The following is a 19,081-nucleotide window of genomic DNA, read 5'->3' on the forward strand; positions in this document are numbered from 1 at the left end:
GCCTTGCTAAAATGACAATCATTACTGTCAAGCGTCAGGAAGGCTGGTTCGCACGGATGAAGCCTGATATCCACCCTAAATACGATTATGTGGTTTTCCGGGACCGGAGCGCGGATTTCGCGTTCTTGACCCGATCGACTGCGACCAGCCAGAAGACGATCGAGTGGACCGACGGCCAGACGTACCCGGTGGTCGACGTGGAGATCTCCGCGGCCAGCCACCCGTTCTGGACGGGTCGGCAGCGACTGCTGGACAGTGCCGGTCGAGTGGAGAAGTTCCGTGCCAAGTACGCCCGGAAGAAGCGCCCGGAGGGCGACGCCGCGGCCGGCTAGCGTACGCAGCCGCCCCCGCTCTGCCCCGTGCGATCGTGGCCGGGGTTAGCCGAGCCGGTCGCCGGGTAGCCGGCAGGTGCCGGTAGGCCGCGATCGTGGCGGCAGCGGCCGGCAAGGAGGCGTGATGGCTGGCATCGGTGCCCGCATCTGGGTGGTGGCCGGGGGGCGGATCCCGCCGGTCAGCAACGGCGACGAGCCGGAGTTCACCAGCTTCGACCAGCTCTGCCTGCTCAACGCCGGTGACGTCGACGCCGAGGTCGAGCTGACCGTGTACTACGACGATCAGGAGCCGGCGGGGCCGTACCGCTGGATGGTGTGGGCGCGCCGGATCCGGCACGCCCGGCTCAACGACCTCGTCGACCCGGAGCCGATCCGGCTGGGCCGACCGTTCGGCTGCGTACTGACCTCGTCGGAGCCGGTGGTGGTGCAGTTCCAGCGGCAGGACACCCGGCTGCCGGGGGTGGTGGCGTTGACCGACGCGACCCCGTACGCCGGGTGAGGGCAGGCCCACCCGGACCTGCCCGTACCCGGACCTGCCCGCACCCGGTCCGCCGCCCTGGCGCGCCCGGTCTACTTGCCCAGGAAGGCGAGCAGCGCGGTGTTGACCTCCGCCCCGTGGGTCCAGAGCAGGCCGTGCGGTGCTCCGTCGATCTCGACGTACTCGGCCTTTGGTAACCGCTTGTGGAACTCGCGGGCGGTGGCGTCGATCGGCAGGATCCGGTCGGCGGTGCCGTGCAGGATCAGTGCCGGCACGTCGATCCGGTCGATGTCGGCCCGGAAGTCGGTGAGCCAGGTCGGCACGACCGCGCTGGAGGCGAACCACCCAGCGCCGGCCGCGACGTTCCAGCTGTTGCGCAGTGCCTCCTCGGAGAGTCGGCCGCCGAGCGTCTCGTCGGTGTTGTAGAAGTCGCGGTAGAAGTCGCTGAAGTAGGCGTACCGGTCGGCGGTGACGGCGGCGAGGATGCCGTCGAAGATCTCCTGCGGCACGCCGGCCGGGTTGTCGTCGGTGGCCAGCAGGAACGGTTCCAGCGAGGCCAGGAACGCGGCCTTGGCGACCCGGGCGGAGCCGTACCGACTCAGGTAGCGGCCGACCTCGCCGGTGCCCATGCTGAAGCCGACCAGTACGACGTCGGTGAGGTCCAGGGTTTCCAGCAGGGTGTTCAGGTCGGCGGCGAAGGTGTCGTAGTCGTACCCGACGGTGGGCTGGCTGGATTGCCCGAAGCCACGCCGGTCGTAGGTGATGACCCGGTAGCCGGCGGCGAGCAGTGCCGCGCTCTGCTTCTCCCAGGAGTGTCCGTCCAGCGGGTAGCCGTGGATGAGCACCACCGGCTGCCCTTGGCCGTGGTCCTCGTAGTAGAGGTCGATGTTGGTGCTGTTCTCCTGGCCGACGGTGAGGTAAGGCATGACGACCTCCGGTCGCTCGTTGTGAGAACGGTCGTTCTCGCTCGCTGTGTCCTACAGTAGAAAACGATCGTTCTCTCCGCCAGTCGGCAATCGACGATTCGCCGGTGACCCTCGTCACCGGCGACAACGGCCAACCGGGTGGCGGCTCGACCTGAAGGAGAAGACATGCCGGCGTTGACCGACGACGAGGTGCGGCACAAGGTGCTCGACGCCGCCGACCAGCTCTTCTACGCCCGGGGCGTGCAGGCCGTCGGCATGGACGCACTGCGCGCCGAGGCAGGAGTCCCGCTCAAGCGGCTCTACCAGGTCTTCGGGTCGAAGGAAGCCGTGGTCGAGCAGGTGCTGACCCGCCGGCAGCGGATGTGGAACGACCTCGTGGACGCCGCCGTGGCCAGCGGCGGCACACCACGCGACAAGCTGCTCGCCATCTACGACGGGCTCGCCCAGTGGGCCACGGCCGACGACTTCCGTGGCTGCCTGTTCATCAACACCTTCGGTGAGCTGGGCGGGACCACGCCAGGCGTCGCCGAGTTCGTCCGGGGGCAGAAGGCGGAGTTTCAGCAGCGGGTGGCGACACTGGTCGCCGAAGCCGGCGGATCCGCGACCCTTGCTGCCCAACTCGCGATTCTCGCCGAGGGAGTACAGACCACCACCGCGATCGCCGGCGACAACGCCGCCGCCGCTCACGCGCGCGCCGCCGCCGAGGTTCTCATCGGCAGCGCCCTCTCGGCAGCGCCCGCACAGCGACCGCCGACCGGTGAACCGGACCCGACCGCCGGCGGCTGAACCTTCGTCAGCCGCCGGCGGCTGACGGTCAGCTGTACGGGTGCAGGAACTGGTGCGGGCGCAGCGCCTTCGCGGTGATCCGCACGTCACCGATCCAGCCGTAGAAGCCCTGCCCGTACTGCAGGTCGAACGAGGTCGCGCCGATCACGAACGGCAGGCCGAGGGTGGCGATGCCGGTCGAGGGCTGGGTGGGGTTGCGGGCGATCGTCGACCCATCGACGTAGACGACGGTCTGCTCGGAGTCGTTGACCACGGCGAGGTGCATCCACCGGCCGGGCGGCAGGGCGTGGCTCCACGACGTCGGGTCGGCGTCCTGCACGTCGGCGTAGACAACGTACTGCAGGAAGCGCTCGGGGGAGATGTTCAGGCTGCAGGTGCACTCCAGCGGGGACCAGCCGGTGGTCTTGCCGGCGTCGCCGCTGCGCCCCTCCCAGCTCAGGATTCCCATCCAGGCGTGGTCGCCCGGGTACGGGTCGGGCAGCTTCACGAACGCCTCGATGGTGTAGCCGTCACGGAACTTCATACCGTTGATCGGCGCGTCCGGGCCGGCTCGCAGGATGGCACCCCGGTCCGGTCCCTTGCCGCCGTCGAAGCGCAGGCTGGCGTGCGCCGGTTGGCCACTGTGGTGTTCGTCGGAGAAGGTCAACGTCTCGGCGGTGCCGGCGCCGATCCGGCCCACGGTCAGGTCGTTGCCGTTGCCGCTGAGGTCGCGGACCACGGTGCCGTCGAGCACCGGGTTGCCGGTGACCGGGCTACCGGTGCCGGCACCGAAGCCGGCCGAGTCGAACCGCCAGTAGCCGACGGTGGTGTGCCGCAGCACCGCGACCGGCGGCCGGGGCGCGGCCGGCGGCACCGGCGCGAACCCGTCGAACCGGGCCGCGAAGTCGACCTCGACGCTGAACCGGTCGACCGGGCCGGTCAGCTCGACCGTCTCGGCCTGCAGCGGCGTCCGCTTGGCCGGATCCCGGGTGAGGAACCAGGGCGCGAAGGTCTCCACGTCGATGACGTTGCGGACCAGATCGAAATGGTAGAGCCGGATCATGCCGGCCCCGCCGTAGTACCGGTCCTGGTAGTTGACGATGTGCACGTGTACGTCGTGGCCGGCCGCGTTGGTGAGCGTGGTCCGCCCGGGCGGCCAGTAGTGGCCGTTGAGGGTGAGGAAGATCTGGTCGTTGTCCCGAATCAACCGGTCCCACAGCCGCTGCCCGTGGCCGGACAGCTTGGCCGCACCGGCGTCGTCGGCCCAGGCCAGGTCGTGGGTGGTGAGGATCACCGGCAGCGTACGGTGTCCGTCGACGACGCCCTGCGCCCAGGCCAGACCCTGGTCCGAGGCCCTCGGGGCGTCGCGGCTGGTGAGTACGCAGGGATCGTCAGTCACCCGAGCAACGTCGCGCCCGGTGGTGAGCGCCGGGCGTCAGCTGGCTGAACGACGGTCTGCGACCAACGGAAGATCAACTCGGTGGGGCAGGTGGCCGGTCCACCCGGGCGGCGGTGCCGGATGCCGGTGCCGCGCCGATGCCGGCGAGCGTGTTGTCCACCACGGCGGCGACGTGCTCCGCTGCCCGGGTACGCCACTGCCGCTCCGGCAGTCGCCGGTGTTCCAGGAAGAACAGCGACAGCGTCGAGGTGACCAGGTGCGCCGCGACGGTGGTCGAGGCATCAGGGCGTACCGAACCGGCCCGCACCGCCCGGTCGAGCCACCCGGCCAGACCGGCCCGCATGTCGCCGACCACGTCCCAGAACACATTCGACAGGTCGCTGTCGAGTTGGCTCTCCCCGGCCAGTACGGCGATCAGGTCGGCGTGTTCGCGCAGGTGGGCGAGGAGCGCCCGGCAGTAGGCGGCCAGCGCGAACCGGGGGTCGTCCGGGTCGAGCGGGTCGAGGACGTCGCCGATCGCGAGCCGGTAGCCGCCGTACTCGGAGACCACGTCCTTGAGCAGGTCGAGTTTGGTGGGGAAGTAGTGGAACAGCAGTCCCTCGGCGACGCCGGCTTCCTTGGCGAGCTGCTTGGTGGTGGTGGCCGCGAAGCCCTGCCGGGCGAAGACGCGTACCGCGACCTCACGCAGCTGCCGTCGCCGTTGCTCGGCGGCCTGTTGCCGACTGGTTGCCATGGTCCTCCACATCCTCGACCAAACTCGTTGAGTAAGAACTCAATGAGTGTATGCTCAATGAAGCGCCCGGGGCCCGGTAACCGCAGCCAAAGGAGGCTCTATCGTGCACCCGTCCCTGCCCACCCGACCGACCGTGCGTGCGTTCACCAAGCCCGACTGTGTCTTCTGCGCCCGGGCCAAGCGGACGCTCACCGGCGAAGGCATCGACTTCCAGTCGTACGACGTCACCGCCGACGCCCGCACCGCGAACGCCAGCGCCTACTTCTCCGGCGCGTACACCGTCCCGCAGATCTTCCTCGGCGACTACCACGTCGGCAGCGCCGACGACCTGGACCGGCTGGCCGCGACCGGCCGGCTGGCCGCCCTGACCACCGCACCACACCGCGGCGACCTGGACCTCGACGCGTACACCGACGACGAGCTGGCCGACGGTGCGGCCGACCTCGCACTGTCCACAGTCATCCCCACCAGCGACGGCACCCACGACCCCGACCCGCAGACCTGGCCGATCCTGCACATGTACCGGAGGTTCTTCGGCTTCTGGCCCAACACCTTCGCCTACCTGCACCGCTGGCCGGCAGCCTACAAGCTGTTCGTCTACTGCCAGAACGCGGCGGCCGTGCAGGCCGGCGGGCAGCGGCTCGGCCGGGCGGTGATGTCCGAGGTCGCCTACGCGACGTCCCGCGCGCACGGCTGCTCCTACTGCATGACCCACGCCGTCGCCGTACCCGGCGCGACCGGCCCGGCGGAACCGGACAGCGCGACCGGGCCGCACGAAGCCGCCCTGACCGACCTGGCGGCCCGGGCCACCCGCAACGCCGTCACCCCACAGGCGTTGGCGAAGGTCCGGGACACCGTCGACCAGGCCCGCCACGGCGACGGGGACGCCCAGGCCAGGATGGACGCGCTCACCATGGTGGTGGCGTCGTTCGGCTTCCTCAACGTGTTCAACGACCTGGTCGGCCTGGAAATCGAGGGCGACTGGGCGGCGACGGCCAGTGCCCGGGGCGTGACCGCCGGCCGGCACGCGGTCGGCGACACCAACCCGCGCAACCTCGACCACGAGCTGCCGTCCGGCGGGCCGACCCTGCCGCAGCTGATGGCCGGCTACGACGAACTCGTCGGCGACCCGGAGACCTACGCCGAACGCGAGCTGGGTTTCGTCCCGGCCTGGGTGCGGGCCTGGCCGGCCGCGCAGCGCCGCCGGCACTGTCACCTGTACGTCGAACTGATGCGCGACCGGCCGCACTCGCGGATCCCCGCCGACCTCAAACACCTGATGGCCCGGGTGTCGGCCGTCGCCCGGGACCACGGCTACCTGGCCGCCGCCGAGGGCTACCTCGCCTTCACCGCCGCACCGGACCGGTCAAACGCGGTGACCCGGATCGACCGCTGCGTGGCCGCCGCCACCGGCCGTGCCGACGACGGCGGCGTCTTCGACGACCGGGAACGCGCGGCGCTGCGGCTGGCCTGGCTCTCCGCCCAGGTGCCGCTGGTGACCCCCCGGCGGCAGGTGCAGCCGGCCATCAACCACTTCGACGCCGACGAACTGGTCGAGCTCGCCGTGGTCTGCGCGGTCGCGTCGATGCTCCAGCGGTTCGCCGCGCTGACCGGCCCGGCCGTCGAACCGCAGGTACGCGAGTTCCTCGCCCGGCACAATCTGTCGGCCGATCCACTGGTGCTGCGCTACCCGCTGCCGGACGGCGCGGTGTCGGACGGCGGGCGGTAGCCACTCACCGCGACACCGCCAGTTCGCCGAACCACCGGCCGGCGTCGCGGAACACCTCCCGGACGGTCAGCCCACCGGCGGCCGCAGCGGCTCGGACCGCGTCGGTGTCCAGCCGTGCCCACCGGAACGCCGGCCCCAGCCGGGGCCGGCCCCCGGCGGCGGTGCTGACCACGTGCGCGTACCCGCGCCACAGCCCGACCCCGGGCGGATCCAGTTCCACCAGCAGGGTGCCCTGTGGATGCAGCAACGACCGGCACCGGCGCAGCAGCGCCACCGGGTCGCCGCCGATGCCGATGTTGCCGTCCAGCAGTACGGCGTGCCGCCACCGGCCTTCGGCGGGCAGCCGGTCGAACAGGTCACTGTGGATCGCCACCCCGCCCCGGGCCCGGGTCAGCGCCACCGCCCGGGCCGACACGTCCACCCCGACGGCGGTCACCCCGGCCCGGGTCAACGCCACCGTGACCCGGCCCGGCCCACAGCCCAGGTCCAGGGTCGGGCCGCAGCACCGGGCCACCACCGCGTCGGCTGTCGGCTCCACCGGCCCGTGCCAGCGCTCCACCGGCAGCTGCCAGCGGACCCCGTCACCCTGCACCAGCCAGTGTCCGCCGGAAGCCGGAGCCAGCAGGGGGGCGGCGAAACCGTGGTCCGCCGCGTACCGGCCGGGCACGCTGGCGGTCACCGTCGTGCCCCAGCCGCAGGCATCGCCACCGTCACCGGTGTCCGGGCCAGGGCCGGTACGCCAACCGCCGCCACCTGTCCGGCGAACCGGCTGCCGGGGACCGCGTCGGCCACCGCCAGCGCGTCCGGCCACTCGTCGACGTCGCACAGCACCGGTAGCGGCGCGACCCGCAACCCTCGCGCGCGCAGCGCTGACCAGGTGTCGCGTCCGGTGTGCGAGGTCGACATCGGCACCCGCCGCAGCACCTCGGCGTGCCGGGGATCGGTCAGGCCCAGCGCCCACCAGCCGCCGTCGGCAGCCCGACCGAGCACCGCTGCGGCCCGGGTGAATCTCCCATCGACACCGGTCAGCGCCCTGCTGGCGGCGGTCAGCGCCGCGCCGGTCAGCTGCGGGGTGTCCATCCCGATTTGCAGCACCGGCCGGCCCGGGTAGGCCGCCGCCACGTCGGCGTGCGCGTTGGCCAGCCGGTCGGCGAAACCGTCCCCGCGCTGTGGCAGCACCCGCCAGCCGGCGGTCGCCACGGTCAACTCCTCGGCGGCACCCGGGTACGCGTCAGCGTCGGTCAGCCGGCCCGCCAGCGCCAGCACCGGCGTCACCGCACCGGCCGCGCCGGTCGCACGGACCGCGTCCATCGTGTCCAGCAGCGCGGCGGTGGCGATCCGGGCGGCCTGCGCGGGAGTGGCCGGTGGGCAGAGCCGGGTCTTCACCAGCCCGGCCACCGGTGCCTTCGCCATCACCAGCAGGACGGTCAACGGGCACCGTCCACGGTGCGCAACACCCGACCGAAGTCGCGGGTCGCCCGGAGCGTGCCGCGTACCGAGCCGGACACCTTCGACCGGGTGCCGGCCGCCCGGGGTGCGTACGTCACGTCCAGCTCGACGATGCGCCACCCGGCACCGGCGGCCCGGATCATCAGCTCCAACGGGTAGCCGAAGGCCCGGTCGGTGACCCCGAGCGACAGCAGTGCCTCGCGGCGGGCCACCCGGATCGGGCTCAGGTCCCGCAGCGGTACGCCGCGCTGCCGTAGCAGCGCCGCGACCAGCGCCGTACCGGCCCGGGCATGCCAGGGCCAGACCCGCGCCGACACCGGTCGGCGGCGTCCCACGGTCAGTTCGGCGTGCCCGTCGGCCACCGGACGCACCAGCGCCGGCAGCTCCGCCGGGTCGAACGACCCGTCCGCGTCGAGCACGCAGACCAGCTCGGTCTCGGCGGCCAGCAGACCGGTGTGCACGGCCGCCCCGTACCCGCGTCGGGGCTCGTGCACCACTCGGGCGCCGTGCTCGACGGCCACCTGCGGGGACCCGTCCCGGGACCCGTTGTCCACCACCAGCGCCCGGTAGCCGGGCGGCAGCGCGGCGAGTACGCCCGGTAGGGCGGCTGCCTCGTCGAGGCAGGGCAGCACCACGTCGATCGGTGTCGGCATACCGCCGACGCTAGGACGAACCGCCCCCGACCGGGTGGCGTTCCGCGCTTACGGAAGTCTTACGGGCGGCAATTCTTACCGGAGGGTTACGGTCCGGCCGTTGCCCGGTCCGGATGCCGGTGCAGGCCGTACCGTCCGGTGGTCATGACACCAGAATCCGCCACCCGGCGGTCCGGTCGCGCCGACCTGATCGTGCTCGGGGTCGAGTTGGCGCTGATCGCCGCCGCCGTCGTCGTCGGTGTGGTGCTCAACCGGCGAGGCGTCGGACTCTATGCCGAGACCGCACCGCTGTACGCGTTCTGGCGTCCGCACGTCGGCTGGGGCACGCCGCTCGCCGTCGTGGTCGCCGTCGCGGTCGTCGGCTGGGGGGTACGGTGGGCGCGCACCGCCAACTGGGGGCAGCTGCTCGGCGTCGGGTACCTCGCCGCGGTGGCCTGGATACTGTCGCTGGCCCTGATCGACGGCTGGACCGCCGGGGTCACCGAACGCCTCACCAACCAGGCCGAGTACCTGCACGAGGTGCACCGGATCACCAGTATCCCGGTGATGCTGGCCGGGTTCAGCGACCGGATCATCGACTTCCAGCCCGGCTCCTGGTCCACGCACACCGCCGGCCACCCGCCGGGGGCGCTGCTGGTCTTCGTCTGGCTGGACCGGATCGGCCTCGGCGGTGGCACCGCGGCCGGCCTGGCCTGCATCCTGATCGGCGCGACCATGGTGGTCAGCGTGCCGGCGGCGCTGCGTCGGCTCGGCGCGGAGGACGCCGCCCGCACCGTCCTGCCGTTCCTGGTGCTGCTGCCCGGCGCGGTGTGGATCGGCTCGTCCGGCGACGCGGTGTTCACCGGGGTGGTCGCCGCCGGGCTGGCCCTGCTGGCCGCCCGCCACCCGGCGGCGCTGCTCACCGGCGGCCTGCTGCTCGGCTTCGCGCTCTACCTGTCGTACGGGTTCGTGCTGGTCGGACCGTTGGCGTTGGCGGTGCTGGTGATGCGGCCCGGCCGGTTCCTGCCCGCGCTGCTGATCGCCGGCACCGGGGTGGCCGCAGTCGTGGTGGCGTTCACCGCCGCCGGTTTCTGGTGGTGGGAGGGCTATCAACTGGTCGTCGAGCGGTACTACCAGGGCTGGGCGGCCGAGCGTCCGTACAGCTACTGGGTGTGGGCCAACCTGGCGGCGATGCTGCTCTCCGCTGGCCTGGTCGTCGGGCCGGCGCTGCGGCGCACGATCGGGGCGGCCCGGCAGGCCACGCCGACGGTACCTGCTGCCCCGACCGAGCCGGCCGGCGCGTCGCGCGGGCGACGGCTGCTAGCCGGGTTGCGGGCCGCCGCACGGCCGACGGTCGTGCTGCCGCTGACGGCGGCCGTCGCGATCCTCGCCGCCGACCTGTCCGGGCTGAGTAAGGCCGAGGTGGAACGGATCTGGCTGCCGTTCGTGGTGTGGCTGCTGGTCGCCACCGCCCACCTGCCGGCCGGCGCACGCCGCTGGTGGCTGGCCGGGCAGGCGGCGACCGCGCTCGCCGTCAACCACTTGCTACTCACCTTCTCCTGACCGGGTCCCGGGCCGGCGCTGGCAGCGCCGGCCCGGGTCTCAGGCCGGCACCGGCAGGGCTGCCGGTTCACCCTGCAGCGCGGCCGGCTCCCGCAGCGGGTCGGTGGCGAACGCGGTCACCCCGTCGGCGAAACCGACCCGGGCGGTGAAGCCGAGCAGTCGCGCCGCCCGGCCCGGGTCGGCCACCACGTGCCGTACGTCCGCCGGCCGGGCACCGCCGACGATCGCCGGCTCCGGCCCGCCCATCGCCGCCGCCAGTTGCCGGGCAAGCTCACCGACCGGGTGCGGCTCACCCGAGCAGACGTTCACCGGCACCATGCCGGCCGGCTGGTCGGCGACCATGGCCAGCAGGTTCGCCCAGGCGACGTCGGTGACGTGCACGAAGTCCCGCTGCTGCCGGCCGTCCTCGAGCACCTGCGGTGCCCGTCCGTCGGCCAACGCCGACCGGAACAGCGACGCCACTCCCGCGTACGGGGTGTCGCGTGGCATCCGGGGGCCGTAGACGTTGTGGTAGCGCAGCGCCCAGCCACCGCCGCCGGTCTGCCGCGCCCACGCCGCCGCCAGATGCTCCTGTGCGAGTTTGCTCGCCGCGTACGTGCTGCGCGGTTCCAGCGGCGCGTTCTCCGGCACCCGCGTCCAGCGGAGTTCACCGGCGCACTGCGGGCAGCGCGGGTCGTACCGGCCGGCGGCCAGGTCGTCGGGGCGGCGCGGCGCCGGCCGGACGACGCCGTGGGCGGCGCAGGTGTAGCGGCCCTCGCCGTACACCACCATCGAGCTGGCCAGCACCAGTCGGGTCACGCCGGCCCGGTGCATCGCGGCCAGCAGTACCGCGGTGCCGTAGTCGTTGTGCCCGGCGTAGGCCGGCGCGTCCGACGGGTCGAGGCCGTGGCCGACCATCGCCGCCTGGTGACAGACCACGTCGACGCCGGGCAACAGCCGGTCCAACAGTTCGCCGTCGCGGACGTCGCCGCGTACCAGGTCGTGCCGGCGGACCCAGTCGGGTGGCTTGTCGCCGTGTGCCTGCGGCAGCAGCGCGTCCAGCGCGACCACCTCGTGTCCCTCGTCGACCAGCAGGTCGGCGACGTGCGATCCGATGAACCCGGCCGCGCCGGTGAGCAGTATCCGCATCCGCTCACGGTATGGCCGGTCGGTGGGTCGCCGGTCCGGTTCCGGCCAGTCGTCAGAATTCCGTAATCGTCGAACCGGGCCCTGACCGGGTCGTCGCGAACTAGCGTCCCGGTACATGGCCGCCACCACCGATCCGGTTCCGGACCCGGGCTCCGGCCCCGCCTCCGCCGGTCCTACCTCCGCCGGCCCGTCCGACGTTGCCCGCCGCTGGCGCAGCCCGCTGCGCGGCCCCTGGCTGACCTCGGTCCTCGGCCTCGTCCTGCTGATCGGCCTGCCGGTGGTGATGATCACCGGGCTGCTCGACTACATCGCCTACGGACCGCAGTTCGGGCAGGCGTTCCCGCGCGACGTCGGCTGGCTGCGGCTGCCGTACTTCGACTGGCCGACCCGCCCGTCCTGGCTGTTCCGGGTCAGCCAGGGCCTGCACGTGGCGTTGGGGATCGCGCTGATCCCGGTGATCCTGGCCAAACTGTGGTCGGTGATTCCGAAACTGTTCGCCTGGCCGCCGGTGCGGTCTGCGGCGCAGGCACTGGAGCGGATCTCCCTGCTGCTGCTGGTCGGCGGGATCCTGTTCCAGACCGTCACCGGTGTGCTCAACGTGCAGTACGCGTACCTGTTCGGGTTCGACTTCTACACCGCGCACTACTTCGGGGCGTGGGTGTTCACCGCCGCGTTCGTCGTTCACGTCGTACTCAAGCTGCCCCGGATGGTCACCGCGTTGCGGTCCCGGCCGCTGCGTGCCGAACTGCGTACCTCGCGGGCCGACACCCGGCCCGAGCCGCCCGACCCGGACGGCCTGGTCGCCCTGCGGCCCGCCCCGGCGACGATCAGCCGCCGGGGAGCGCTCGCCCTGGTCGGCGGCGGATCGCTACTGCTGGCCGTGCTCACCGTCGGGCAGAGCCTGGACGGCCCGTGGCGGCGGCTGGCCCTGCTGCTGCCCCGTGGTCGACCGGCCGGTGACGGACCGAACGGCTTCCCGGTCAACCGCACCGCCGCGGCGGCCGGGATCCGGCCGGCCGACACCGGCGACGGCTGGCGCCTGGAACTGCTCGGCGACGACGGCCGGGTGGTGAGCCTGAGCCGGGAACAGCTGCTCGGCATGCCTTCGCACACCGCCCGGCTGCCGATCGCGTGTGTGGAGGGCTGGTCGACCCTGCAGACCTGGACCGGGGTACGGCTGCGCGACCTGGCCGCCGAGGCCGGGGTGCCCGAGCCGGCGTCGGCCCGGGTCACCTCGATCCAGCGCGGCGGCCTGTTCAACAAGGCGACCCTGCAGGCCAACCAGGTGCTGGACCCGGACTCGCTGCTGGCGCTGCGGGTCAACGGCGTCGACCTCTCCCTCGACCACGGCTTTCCGGCCCGGATCATCGTGCCGGCGCTGCCCGGCGTGCACTGCACCAAATGGGTGGCGACCATCGACTTCAGCGGCGACGGTGACGGCAATGGGTGACCGGAGCAGGCAGCTGGTGGCCGGGCGGCTCCGGGCCGGCTACGGGGCGCCGTGGTGGCACCCGCTGTTGCTGGTGGGTTGCTTCGCGGTCGCCGGCTGGGTGGCGCTGCGGCTGGCCGGCGAGGCGACCGCCGTACGGATGCTGATCTGGTTCGTGGCCGCAGTGATCGTGCACGACCTGGTCATGTTCCCGGTCTACGCGGCCGCCGACCGGGCGCTGCTCACCGCGACCCAGGCGGCCACCGGGAACGGTAGCCGCCCGGCGCGGCTGTCCGTGGTGAACCATGTCCGGGTGCCGGCGCTCGGGTCGGCGCTGCTGTTCATCGTCTACCTGCCCGGCATTCTGCGGCTCGGCGGCGGCACGTTCACCGCCGCGACCGGCCTGACCCAGCAGCCGTACCTGACTCGCTGGCTGCTGGCCAGCGCGGTGATGTTCGCCGTCAGCGGGCTGTGGCTCGCCGTCCGCCTGCACCGCGTCCAGTCGCGGGACCGCCGATGATCCAAAGCGTCGGGTCGAGGTACCCCGACCGGGACGTACCGCCATGGGTCAGGCCTTGGCCTGCATGCTGGACCGGGCGGGATTGGCCTGCTTGGCCGCCTTCGGGTCCTTCTCATCCTGCTTGGCCCGGACTCCGGCGGCCACCCGGTCGCCGATGTTCTTGTCGACGTTGCGCCAGTACTCGAAGGCACGCTGCAGCACCGGTTCGCTCACCCCGTTGAGCAGGTGCCCGACGATGTTGTCGACCAGCCGGTCGCGGGCCGCGTCGTCCAACACCCGGCGGACCATGGTGCCGGCCTGCCCCCAGTCGTCGTCCTCGGCGTGCGACGAGTATGCCGCCCGGACCATCTCGCCGTCGGCGTACCAGATGCCGCCGTCGTCGGTGAGATCCGGCTGCGCCTGCGGTCCACCGTACGAGTTCGGCGCATACACCGGGTCGGTGACGTTGTGTACGCGCATCGCGCCGTCCTTGGAGTAGCTGTGTGTCGGCACCTTCGGCGAGTTGACCGGGATCTGCCGGTAGTTGACGCCGAGCCGGGCGCGGTGCGCGTCGGCGTAGCTGAACCCGCGGGCCAGCAGCATCTTGTCCGGGGACAGCCCGGTGCCGGGCACCACGTTGTTCGGCTCGAACGCCGCCTGCTCCATCTCGGTGTGGTAGTCGGTGACGTTGCGGTTCAGGGTCAGCCGGCCCACCTCGTGCAGCGGGTAGTCGCCGTGCGGCCATACCTTGGTCAGGTCGAACGGGTTGAACCGGTACGTCCTGGCCTGCTCGAACGGCATCACCTGCACGTACAGCGTCCAGGACGGGAACTGTCCGGCGGCGATGTGCTCGAACAGGTCCCGCTGGTGGTAGTCGGTGTCGGCCGACGCCATCTGGTCCGCCTCGTCCTGGGTGAAGAACTCGATGCCCTGGTCGGTCTTGAAGTGGTATTTGATCCAGAACTTCTCGCCCCGCGCGTTGATCCACATGTACGTGTGGCTGCCGTACCCGTTCATGTGCCGCCAGGTACGCGGAATGCCCCGGTCGCCCATCAACCAGGTGACCTGGTGCGCGGATTCCGGCGACAGGGTCCAGAAGTCCCACTGCATGTCGTGGTCGCGCAGGTTGTTGTCGGCCCGGCGTTTCTGCGACCGGATGAAATGCTGGAACTTCATCGGGTCCTTGATGAAGAAGATTGGCGTGTTGTTGCCGACGATGTCGAGGTTGCCGTCGCTGGTGTACAGCTTCACGGCGAAGCCGCGCGGGTCACGCCAGGTGTCCGGGCTGCCCCGTTCCCCGGCGACGGTGGAGAACCGGACGATCGCCTCGGTCTCGGTGCCGGGCTGGAAGACCGCCGCCCGGGTGTACGCGCTGACGTCGCCGGTCACCTGGAACACGCCGAACGCGCCGCCGCCCTTGGCGTGCGGCTGCCGCTCCGGGATCCGCTCCCGGTTGAAGTTCGCCATCTGCTCGATCAGGTAGTGGTCCTGCAGCAGCAGCGGGCCGTTCGGGCCGACGGTGAGCGAGTGTTCGTCGCTGGCGACCGGCACCCCGGCGTCGGTGGTGGTCGGTGGGCGTTGTCGCTGGTCGGTCACGAGTTCTCCTCGGGTCGGCTGAAATCTGCGCTACTGGCACTCATACCCAGCCAACGACGATCCCAGCCCTGCGTGCTCGGCCGGTGGGCCCGACACTGGATCCCCGATCAGGCGACGCGGGCGGCCGTGATCAGGCGACGCGGGCGGCCGCGCCGGCCGGCGCGGCCGGCACCCGGTCGGGGTGCAGCACGGCGGCGATGGTTTCGACCCCGTCGATCAGCCGCGGTCCGGGCCGGACGACGAGGGAGTCCCCGTCGAGCGCCCACACCGGTACGCCCGGCATCCGGTCCGTCACCACTCGGGCCTGCTGGGCGGCGCCGTCGAGATGGAAGCCACACGGTGCCACCAGCACCACGTCCGGGTCGGCGGCGGCGAAGGCGTCCCAGGTGGTCTGCGTCGAGCGGGCACCGGGACGGGCGGCAACCGGGTTGCCTCCGGCGGCCGACACCAGGTCGGGCACCCAGTGGCCGGCGGTGAACGGCGGGTCGACCCACTCCACCACCGCCACCCGGGGCGCGGCGGCGCCGGCGACTGCGGCGGCCACCGCCGCGAGCCGGCGGCGCAGGCCGGCGACCAGCACGCCGGCCCGATCCGGTACGCCGGTACGTTCACCCACCGCGACGAAGGTGTCGAGCACCTCGTCGAGGGTGTACGGGTCGAGCGACAGCACGTCGGCGCGGCAGCCGAGGTAGTCGAGGGCGTTGGACACCTGGCCGGACGGCAGCGCGCACACCCGGCACAGGTCCTGGGTGAGGATCAGATCCGGTGCCAGGCCGGCCAGCGCGTCAGCGTGCAGCGTGTACAGGTCGTCCCCGGCAGCCATCCGGCCCTTGACGTAGCTGTCGATCTCCGCCGGGGTCATGCCCCGGGTGTCGCGGCCACCGACCACGATGGCTTTGTCCCGGCGGGCGGTCGGCGGCTCGTCGCACTCGAAGGTCACCCCGACGAGATCGTCGTCCAGCCCGAGCGCGTAGACGATCTCCGTCGCCGACGGCAGCAACGACATCAGGCGCATCAGGTCATTGTGCGGGCTGGCAAGCTGTCCGACCAGCGGCGAGCGTCGCGACGTGAGTAATGTTCAATCGATTCCGGGCCGGGTCCAGAAGCCCTGACCGAGGGAGGTGTCATCCGTGCCGACAACAGCCGAGATGTCCGTACGTGGTCGCCGTGGCGTCGCCTTCGCCACGCTGGGCCTGCGCGCGGCAGTGTCCGTCACCGCCGCCGTTGCTGCCGTCCTGCTGCCGGCGTCGCAGGCTGTGGCGCACAACGCGCTGGTGAGTTCGCAGCCCGGGCAGAACACCCGGGTGACGCAGGCGCCGGAAGAAATCGAGCTGGTGTTCACCGAGCGGCTCAACGGCGAGTTCACCACCATCGTGGTCAGCGACGCCGGTGGTGCGCAGGTGCCGGTGGAGGGCCCGGTGGTGGATCAGCAGCGGGCTGTGGCGCGGCCGGTGCAGCCGTTGCCGGACGGCGTCTACACGGTGGCGTACCGGGTGGTGTCGGCGGACGGCCACCCGGTGCAGGGGTCGTTCCGGTTCGCGGTGAACGCGCCGCTGACCGCCGCGTCCGGTGCGGCGACGGCGAGCGCCGCCGCGACCGGGAGCGCGGCAGCGGAACCCGGGCAGGCGCAGCCGGAGGAGCCGTCGGGTGGCGTCGAGCGGTGGCCGTACCTGGTCGGCGGGGTGGCGCTCGTGATCGTCGGGGCGGCCGTGGCGGCGTTCTTCGCCGCGCGTCGCCGACGGGTGACCTAGGTCACTTCCGGAACCGGTGTGGATCACGGCCCGACTACTCGGATACCACTCGTGAGGAGAACGCGCATGTCAACAGCGGTCCAGGCTGGTTCGGTACGGAAGCGGGCACGGCGGCTCGCGGCGCTGTCCGGCTTCGCCGGTGTCGTGCTCGCCTTCGCCGGCTGCGGTGGCGACGGGGCGTCGACAACCGCCGAGCCGACGCCGTCGGACAGCCCGGCGGTGACCCAGACCGCCGGGCTCGTCATCGAGGATCCGTGGGTGAAAGCCGCCGACGAGGGCATGACGGCCGCCTTCGGGGTGCTGGTCAACGACACCGACGCCGACATCACCGTCACTGCGGTCGAGACCGCGATCTCCCCGATCGAGCTGCACGAGATGGCGATGCAGGACGGCGCGATGGTGATGCGGGAGAAGGGCGGTGGGATCACCGTACCGGCCGGCGGCAGCCACACCCTCGAACCCGGCGGCGACCACATCATGCTGATGGACATCGCCGAAGCGGTTCAGCCCGGTGACGAGATCACCTTCACGATGACGTTCGCCGACGGCGGGACGTACGAGTTCAGCGCGGTGGCGAAGCCCTTCGCCGGGGCCGAGGAGAGCTACGACCCGGACTCGGAAATGGACATGGACATGGACATGGACATGGACATGGACATGGACATGGACAACGGCTGAGCGCATGCCTGCTGAGGAACACGTTGCCCGGCCGGCGGTGAACCGCCGCCTGCTGTTCACCGGCGGCGCCGCCGCGCTCGGCGGAGCGTTGGCCAGCGGTGCGGCGGTCGCCGCGGCAGCAACCAGCAACCGGCAACCGGCCGACCCCGGCCCGGCCGCCGCCGAGCCGCTACCGGTCGATTTCGGTACGGAGACGGTGCCGTTCCACGGGGCGCGGCAGGCCGGGGTGGCGACCGCGCCACAGGCGTACGCCTCGTTCGTCGCGTTCACCTTGAACACGGGAACGGGCCGGCCGGCACTGGGCCGGCTGTTGCGGCTGCTCACCGACGATGCGGCCCGGCTGACCCAGGGCGTGGCGCCGTTGGCCGACACCGAGCCGGAATTGGCGGTGCTGCCGGCCCGGTTGACTGTGACGTTCGGGTTCGGCCCCGGGCTGTACGCGGTGGCCGGGGTGCCGGACCGCCGGCCGGATTCGGTGGCCGACCTGCCGGCGTTTGCGATCGACCGGCTGGAACCCGGCTGGTCCGGCGGTGACCTACTGCTGCAGATCTGCGCCGACGATCCGCTCACGGTGGCCCACGCGCAACGGATGCTGATCAAGGATGCCCGGCCGTTCGCCCGGGTGCGTTGGGTGCAGCAGGGCTTCCGCCGGGGGCGGGGGGTCGAACATGAGGCGCACACCCAGCGCAACATCATGGGCCAGATCGACGGTACGGCGAACCCGACCCCTGACACGCCCGCGTTCGACACGGCGGTCTGGGCCGCTGACGGTCCGGACTGGCTGCGCGACAGCACCACCTGTGTGGTGCGCCGGATCCGCACCGAGATGGAAACCTGGGACAAGCTGGGCCGGGTCGACAAGGAGCTGGTGATCGGGCGGCGGCTGGACAGCGGGGCACCGCTGACCGGTGAGGAGGAGACCGACGAACCGGACTTCTCCGCGGTCAACGAAGTCGGGCTGCCGATCATGCCGGACTTCTCGCACGTCACCCGGGCGCACATCACCGACGACCGGTACAAGATCCTGCGGCGGCCGTACAACTACGACGGGGTGCCGGGCCCCGACGGTACGCCGGACAGCGGGTTGATCTTCGCCGCGTACCAGGCGGACGTCACCGCCCAGTTCCTGCCGATCCAGCAGCGGCTTGCCGACCACGACCTGCTCAACGAGTGGGTGACCCCGATCGGGTCGGCGGTGTTCGCGATTCCGCCCGGCTGCGGGCCCGGCGGCTGGATCGGCGAGAGTCTGCTGGCCTGACAGGGTCGGCGGCACGTCAGACGCCGGTGTGCCGGACCGCGGGGGAGCGGTCCGGCACACCGATCGGGGGAGGGGAAGGTCAGATCATCCAGCGGTTGCGCTGCACGAAGGGCAGCTTCGCCCAGAGTCGGCCGAGACCCCAGGTATGGCCGGCGTAGGCGGCGGCGAGGGCGACCAAGACGACCGCGTAGACGATGTGGTAGTCGACCAGCGGGTTGGTGGCGTGGGCGGGTTCCCCGCTGGCGGTGACGCGGTCGAGCGGGAACTCGGCGAGCCACATGAACACCATCATGAGGGCACCGGACGCGGCGGCGACCCGCAGCCCGATACCGGCGATCAGCGCGATGCCGATGGCGCCGAGGCCGGTCATGAACAGGGTGTCGGCCCACCAGGTGCCGGCGATCGAGTGGAAGAACGACTGCAGCGGGCCGACCTCGACCGAGGAGAGGAAGCCCTTGGTCGGCGAGCCGCCGTTGACCCAGGCCCGCTCGGCCGGGGTGGCGAAGCCGAAGCCGAAGGTCTTGTCGAGGAACGCCCAGAGGAAGACGAACCCGGTGGAGATCCGCAGCACGGCCATGGCCCGGGCGGCGGTGGTGGTCAGCATCGCGCCGGGGAGTTCGGCGCGATCGAGGGGCCGTTCGATCGACCGGTGGCTGGTGTGCTGGGTGGTGGTCATCGTCGCCTCCGCGACTCGTATCTCGCTGTGACGAGATCAGCTTCCCGCGTTGGCGGGTCC

20 protein-coding genes are annotated in these 19,081 nt (G+C 71.9%); 10 read left to right on the forward strand and 10 right to left on the reverse strand.

Features of this window, described 5'->3' with window-relative positions; all coding sequences use genetic code 11:
• The first annotated feature begins 56 nt into the window (after positions 1-56).
• Together O7543_RS26255 and O7543_RS26260 are read left to right on the forward strand one after the other, a co-directional pair.
• On the forward strand, positions 57-332 hold the full coding sequence (locus tag O7543_RS26255; RefSeq protein WP_281555691.1) for a type B 50S ribosomal protein L31: 276 nt from the start codon (positions 57-59) through the stop codon (positions 330-332).
• Positions 333-456: 124 nt separating this feature from the next.
• Entirely contained in the window at positions 457-831 is a 375-nt protein-coding gene (locus tag O7543_RS26260) for a sensory rhodopsin transducer (protein WP_281551419.1), read from the forward strand.
• Between the two features lie 71 nt (positions 832-902).
• Here O7543_RS26260 and O7543_RS26265 read toward each other — a convergent pair whose 3' ends face one another.
• Positions 903-1,736 carry an alpha/beta hydrolase gene (locus O7543_RS26265; protein ID WP_281551418.1) on the reverse strand — a complete coding sequence of 278 codons (834 nt, stop codon included), beginning with the start codon at positions 1,734-1,736 and terminating at the stop codon, positions 903-905.
• Positions 1,737-1,901: 165 nt separating this feature from the next.
• On the opposite strand from O7543_RS26265, the gene O7543_RS26270 reads away from it, so the two are divergent.
• Positions 1,902-2,522 carry a TetR/AcrR family transcriptional regulator gene (locus O7543_RS26270; protein ID WP_281551417.1) on the forward strand — a complete coding sequence of 207 codons (621 nt, stop codon included), beginning with the start codon at positions 1,902-1,904 and terminating at the stop codon, positions 2,520-2,522.
• A gap of 28 nt (positions 2,523-2,550) precedes the next feature.
• Here O7543_RS26270 and O7543_RS26275 read toward each other — a convergent pair whose 3' ends face one another.
• A complete protein-coding gene (locus O7543_RS26275) occupies positions 2,551-3,900 on the reverse strand; it encodes a LamG-like jellyroll fold domain-containing protein (protein WP_281551416.1) in 1,350 nt (449 codons plus the stop codon).
• Between the two features lie 73 nt (positions 3,901-3,973).
• The gene (locus O7543_RS26280; protein WP_281551415.1) at positions 3,974-4,633 is read right to left on the reverse strand and encodes a TetR/AcrR family transcriptional regulator; all 660 of its coding nucleotides are present in this window, start codon (positions 4,631-4,633) and stop codon (positions 3,974-3,976) included.
• 103 nt (positions 4,634-4,736) lie between these two features.
• Between O7543_RS26280 and O7543_RS26285 the strand changes: the two genes are divergently transcribed.
• Positions 4,737-6,362: a glutaredoxin domain-containing protein gene (locus tag O7543_RS26285; protein WP_281551414.1), complete on the forward strand. Its 1,626-nt coding sequence runs from the start codon at positions 4,737-4,739 to the stop codon at positions 6,360-6,362.
• A 4-nt stretch (positions 6,363-6,366) separates the two neighbouring features.
• Here O7543_RS26285 and O7543_RS26290 read toward each other — a convergent pair whose 3' ends face one another.
• Genes O7543_RS26290 through O7543_RS26300 form a run of 3 tightly spaced genes read right to left on the reverse strand, consistent with a single transcriptional unit; the run spans position 6,367 to position 8,464 of the window.
• The gene (locus O7543_RS26290; RefSeq protein ID WP_281551413.1) at positions 6,367-7,041 is read right to left on the reverse strand and encodes a class I SAM-dependent methyltransferase; all 675 of its coding nucleotides are present in this window, start codon (positions 7,039-7,041) and stop codon (positions 6,367-6,369) included.
• Complete coding sequence (locus O7543_RS26295) at positions 7,038-7,793, reverse strand: DUF2064 domain-containing protein (RefSeq protein WP_281551412.1); 756 nt, start codon at positions 7,791-7,793, stop codon at positions 7,038-7,040. The genes O7543_RS26290 and O7543_RS26295 overlap by 4 nt, the downstream gene beginning before the upstream one ends.
• Complete coding sequence (locus O7543_RS26300; protein WP_281551411.1) at positions 7,790-8,464, reverse strand: glycosyltransferase family 2 protein; 675 nt, start codon at positions 8,462-8,464, stop codon at positions 7,790-7,792. The genes O7543_RS26295 and O7543_RS26300 overlap by 4 nt, the downstream gene beginning before the upstream one ends.
• A 144-nt stretch (positions 8,465-8,608) precedes the next feature.
• Between O7543_RS26300 and O7543_RS26305 the strand changes: the two genes are divergently transcribed.
• Positions 8,609-10,006: a hypothetical protein gene (locus tag O7543_RS26305; RefSeq protein WP_281551410.1), complete on the forward strand. Its 1,398-nt coding sequence runs from the start codon at positions 8,609-8,611 to the stop codon at positions 10,004-10,006.
• A gap of 39 nt (positions 10,007-10,045) precedes the next feature.
• On the opposite strand, the gene O7543_RS26310 is transcribed toward O7543_RS26305, so the two are convergent.
• A complete protein-coding gene (locus tag O7543_RS26310) occupies positions 10,046-11,134 on the reverse strand; it encodes an NAD-dependent epimerase/dehydratase family protein (RefSeq protein ID WP_281551409.1) in 1,089 nt (362 codons plus the stop codon).
• Positions 11,135-11,249: 115 nt separating this feature from the next.
• Between O7543_RS26310 and O7543_RS26315 the strand changes: the two genes are divergently transcribed.
• Both O7543_RS26315 and O7543_RS26320 read left to right on the forward strand, forming a co-directional pair.
• Entirely contained in the window at positions 11,250-12,584 is a 1,335-nt protein-coding gene (locus O7543_RS26315; protein WP_281551408.1) for a molybdopterin-dependent oxidoreductase, read from the forward strand.
• The gene (locus O7543_RS26320) at positions 12,577-13,083 is read left to right on the forward strand and encodes a hypothetical protein (protein ID WP_281551407.1); all 507 of its coding nucleotides are present in this window, start codon (positions 12,577-12,579) and stop codon (positions 13,081-13,083) included. The genes O7543_RS26315 and O7543_RS26320 overlap by 8 nt, the downstream gene beginning before the upstream one ends.
• A 48-nt stretch (positions 13,084-13,131) precedes the next feature.
• Here O7543_RS26320 and O7543_RS26325 read toward each other — a convergent pair whose 3' ends face one another.
• The gene (locus tag O7543_RS26325; RefSeq protein WP_281551406.1) at positions 13,132-14,658 is read right to left on the reverse strand and encodes a catalase; all 1,527 of its coding nucleotides are present in this window, start codon (positions 14,656-14,658) and stop codon (positions 13,132-13,134) included.
• Positions 14,659-14,788: 130 nt separating this feature from the next.
• Complete coding sequence (locus O7543_RS26330; RefSeq protein ID WP_281551405.1) at positions 14,789-15,673, reverse strand: ABC transporter substrate-binding protein; 885 nt, start codon at positions 15,671-15,673, stop codon at positions 14,789-14,791.
• Between the two features lie 133 nt (positions 15,674-15,806).
• On the opposite strand from O7543_RS26330, the gene O7543_RS26335 reads away from it, so the two are divergent.
• From O7543_RS26335 to O7543_RS26345, 3 genes are all read left to right on the forward strand, one after another.
• Positions 15,807-16,409 carry a copper resistance CopC family protein gene (locus O7543_RS26335; protein ID WP_281551404.1) on the forward strand — a complete coding sequence of 201 codons (603 nt, stop codon included), beginning with the start codon at positions 15,807-15,809 and terminating at the stop codon, positions 16,407-16,409.
• A 66-nt stretch (positions 16,410-16,475) separates the two neighbouring features.
• On the forward strand, positions 16,476-17,087 hold the full coding sequence (locus tag O7543_RS26340; RefSeq protein WP_281551403.1) for a copper chaperone PCu(A)C: 612 nt from the start codon (positions 16,476-16,478) through the stop codon (positions 17,085-17,087).
• A gap of 4 nt (positions 17,088-17,091) precedes the next feature.
• The gene (locus tag O7543_RS26345) at positions 17,092-18,345 is read left to right on the forward strand and encodes a Dyp-type peroxidase (protein WP_281551402.1); all 1,254 of its coding nucleotides are present in this window, start codon (positions 17,092-17,094) and stop codon (positions 18,343-18,345) included.
• A gap of 79 nt (positions 18,346-18,424) precedes the next feature.
• Here the strand turns inward: O7543_RS26345 and O7543_RS26350 are convergent, their stop codons facing one another.
• Positions 18,425-19,021 carry a DoxX family membrane protein gene (locus O7543_RS26350; RefSeq protein ID WP_281551401.1) on the reverse strand — a complete coding sequence of 199 codons (597 nt, stop codon included), beginning with the start codon at positions 19,019-19,021 and terminating at the stop codon, positions 18,425-18,427.
• Between the last annotated feature and the right edge of the window lie 60 nt (positions 19,022-19,081).

The organism is Solwaraspora sp. WMMA2080, assembly GCF_027497395.1.
Classification (GTDB): domain Bacteria; phylum Actinomycetota; class Actinomycetes; order Mycobacteriales; family Micromonosporaceae; genus Micromonospora_E.

Bases quoted from the DNA above. Each gene is read 5' to 3' on its own strand.
- O7543_RS26310 (WP_281551409.1), bottom strand. From the start codon at position 11,134: ATGCGGATACTGCTCACCGGCGCGGCCGGGTTCATCGGATCGCACGTC.
- O7543_RS26340 (WP_281551403.1), top strand. From the start codon at position 16,476: ATGTCAACAGCGGTCCAGGCTGGTTCGGTACGGAAGCGGGCACGGCGG.
- O7543_RS26350 (WP_281551401.1), bottom strand. From the start codon at position 19,021: ATGACCACCACCCAGCACACCAGCCACCGGTCGATCGAACGGCCCCTC.
- O7543_RS26265 (WP_281551418.1), bottom strand. From the start codon at position 1,736: ATGCCTTACCTCACCGTCGGCCAGGAGAACAGCACCAACATCGACCTC.
- O7543_RS26305 (WP_281551410.1), top strand. From the start codon at position 8,609: ATGACACCAGAATCCGCCACCCGGCGGTCCGGTCGCGCCGACCTGATC.
- O7543_RS26270 (WP_281551417.1), top strand. From the start codon at position 1,902: ATGCCGGCGTTGACCGACGACGAGGTGCGGCACAAGGTGCTCGACGCC.
- O7543_RS26280 (WP_281551415.1), bottom strand. From the start codon at position 4,633: ATGGCAACCAGTCGGCAACAGGCCGCCGAGCAACGGCGACGGCAGCTG.
- O7543_RS26320 (WP_281551407.1), top strand. From the start codon at position 12,577: ATGGGTGACCGGAGCAGGCAGCTGGTGGCCGGGCGGCTCCGGGCCGGC.
- O7543_RS26330 (WP_281551405.1), bottom strand. From the start codon at position 15,673: ATGCGCCTGATGTCGTTGCTGCCGTCGGCGACGGAGATCGTCTACGCG.
- O7543_RS26345 (WP_281551402.1), top strand. From the start codon at position 17,092: ATGCCTGCTGAGGAACACGTTGCCCGGCCGGCGGTGAACCGCCGCCTG.
- O7543_RS26260 (WP_281551419.1), top strand. From the start codon at position 457: ATGGCTGGCATCGGTGCCCGCATCTGGGTGGTGGCCGGGGGGCGGATC.
- O7543_RS26300 (WP_281551411.1), bottom strand. From the start codon at position 8,464: ATGCCGACACCGATCGACGTGGTGCTGCCCTGCCTCGACGAGGCAGCC.
- O7543_RS26315 (WP_281551408.1), top strand. From the start codon at position 11,250: ATGGCCGCCACCACCGATCCGGTTCCGGACCCGGGCTCCGGCCCCGCC.
- O7543_RS26255 (WP_281555691.1), top strand. From the start codon at position 57: ATGAAGCCTGATATCCACCCTAAATACGATTATGTGGTTTTCCGGGAC.
- O7543_RS26335 (WP_281551404.1), top strand. From the start codon at position 15,807: ATGTCCGTACGTGGTCGCCGTGGCGTCGCCTTCGCCACGCTGGGCCTG.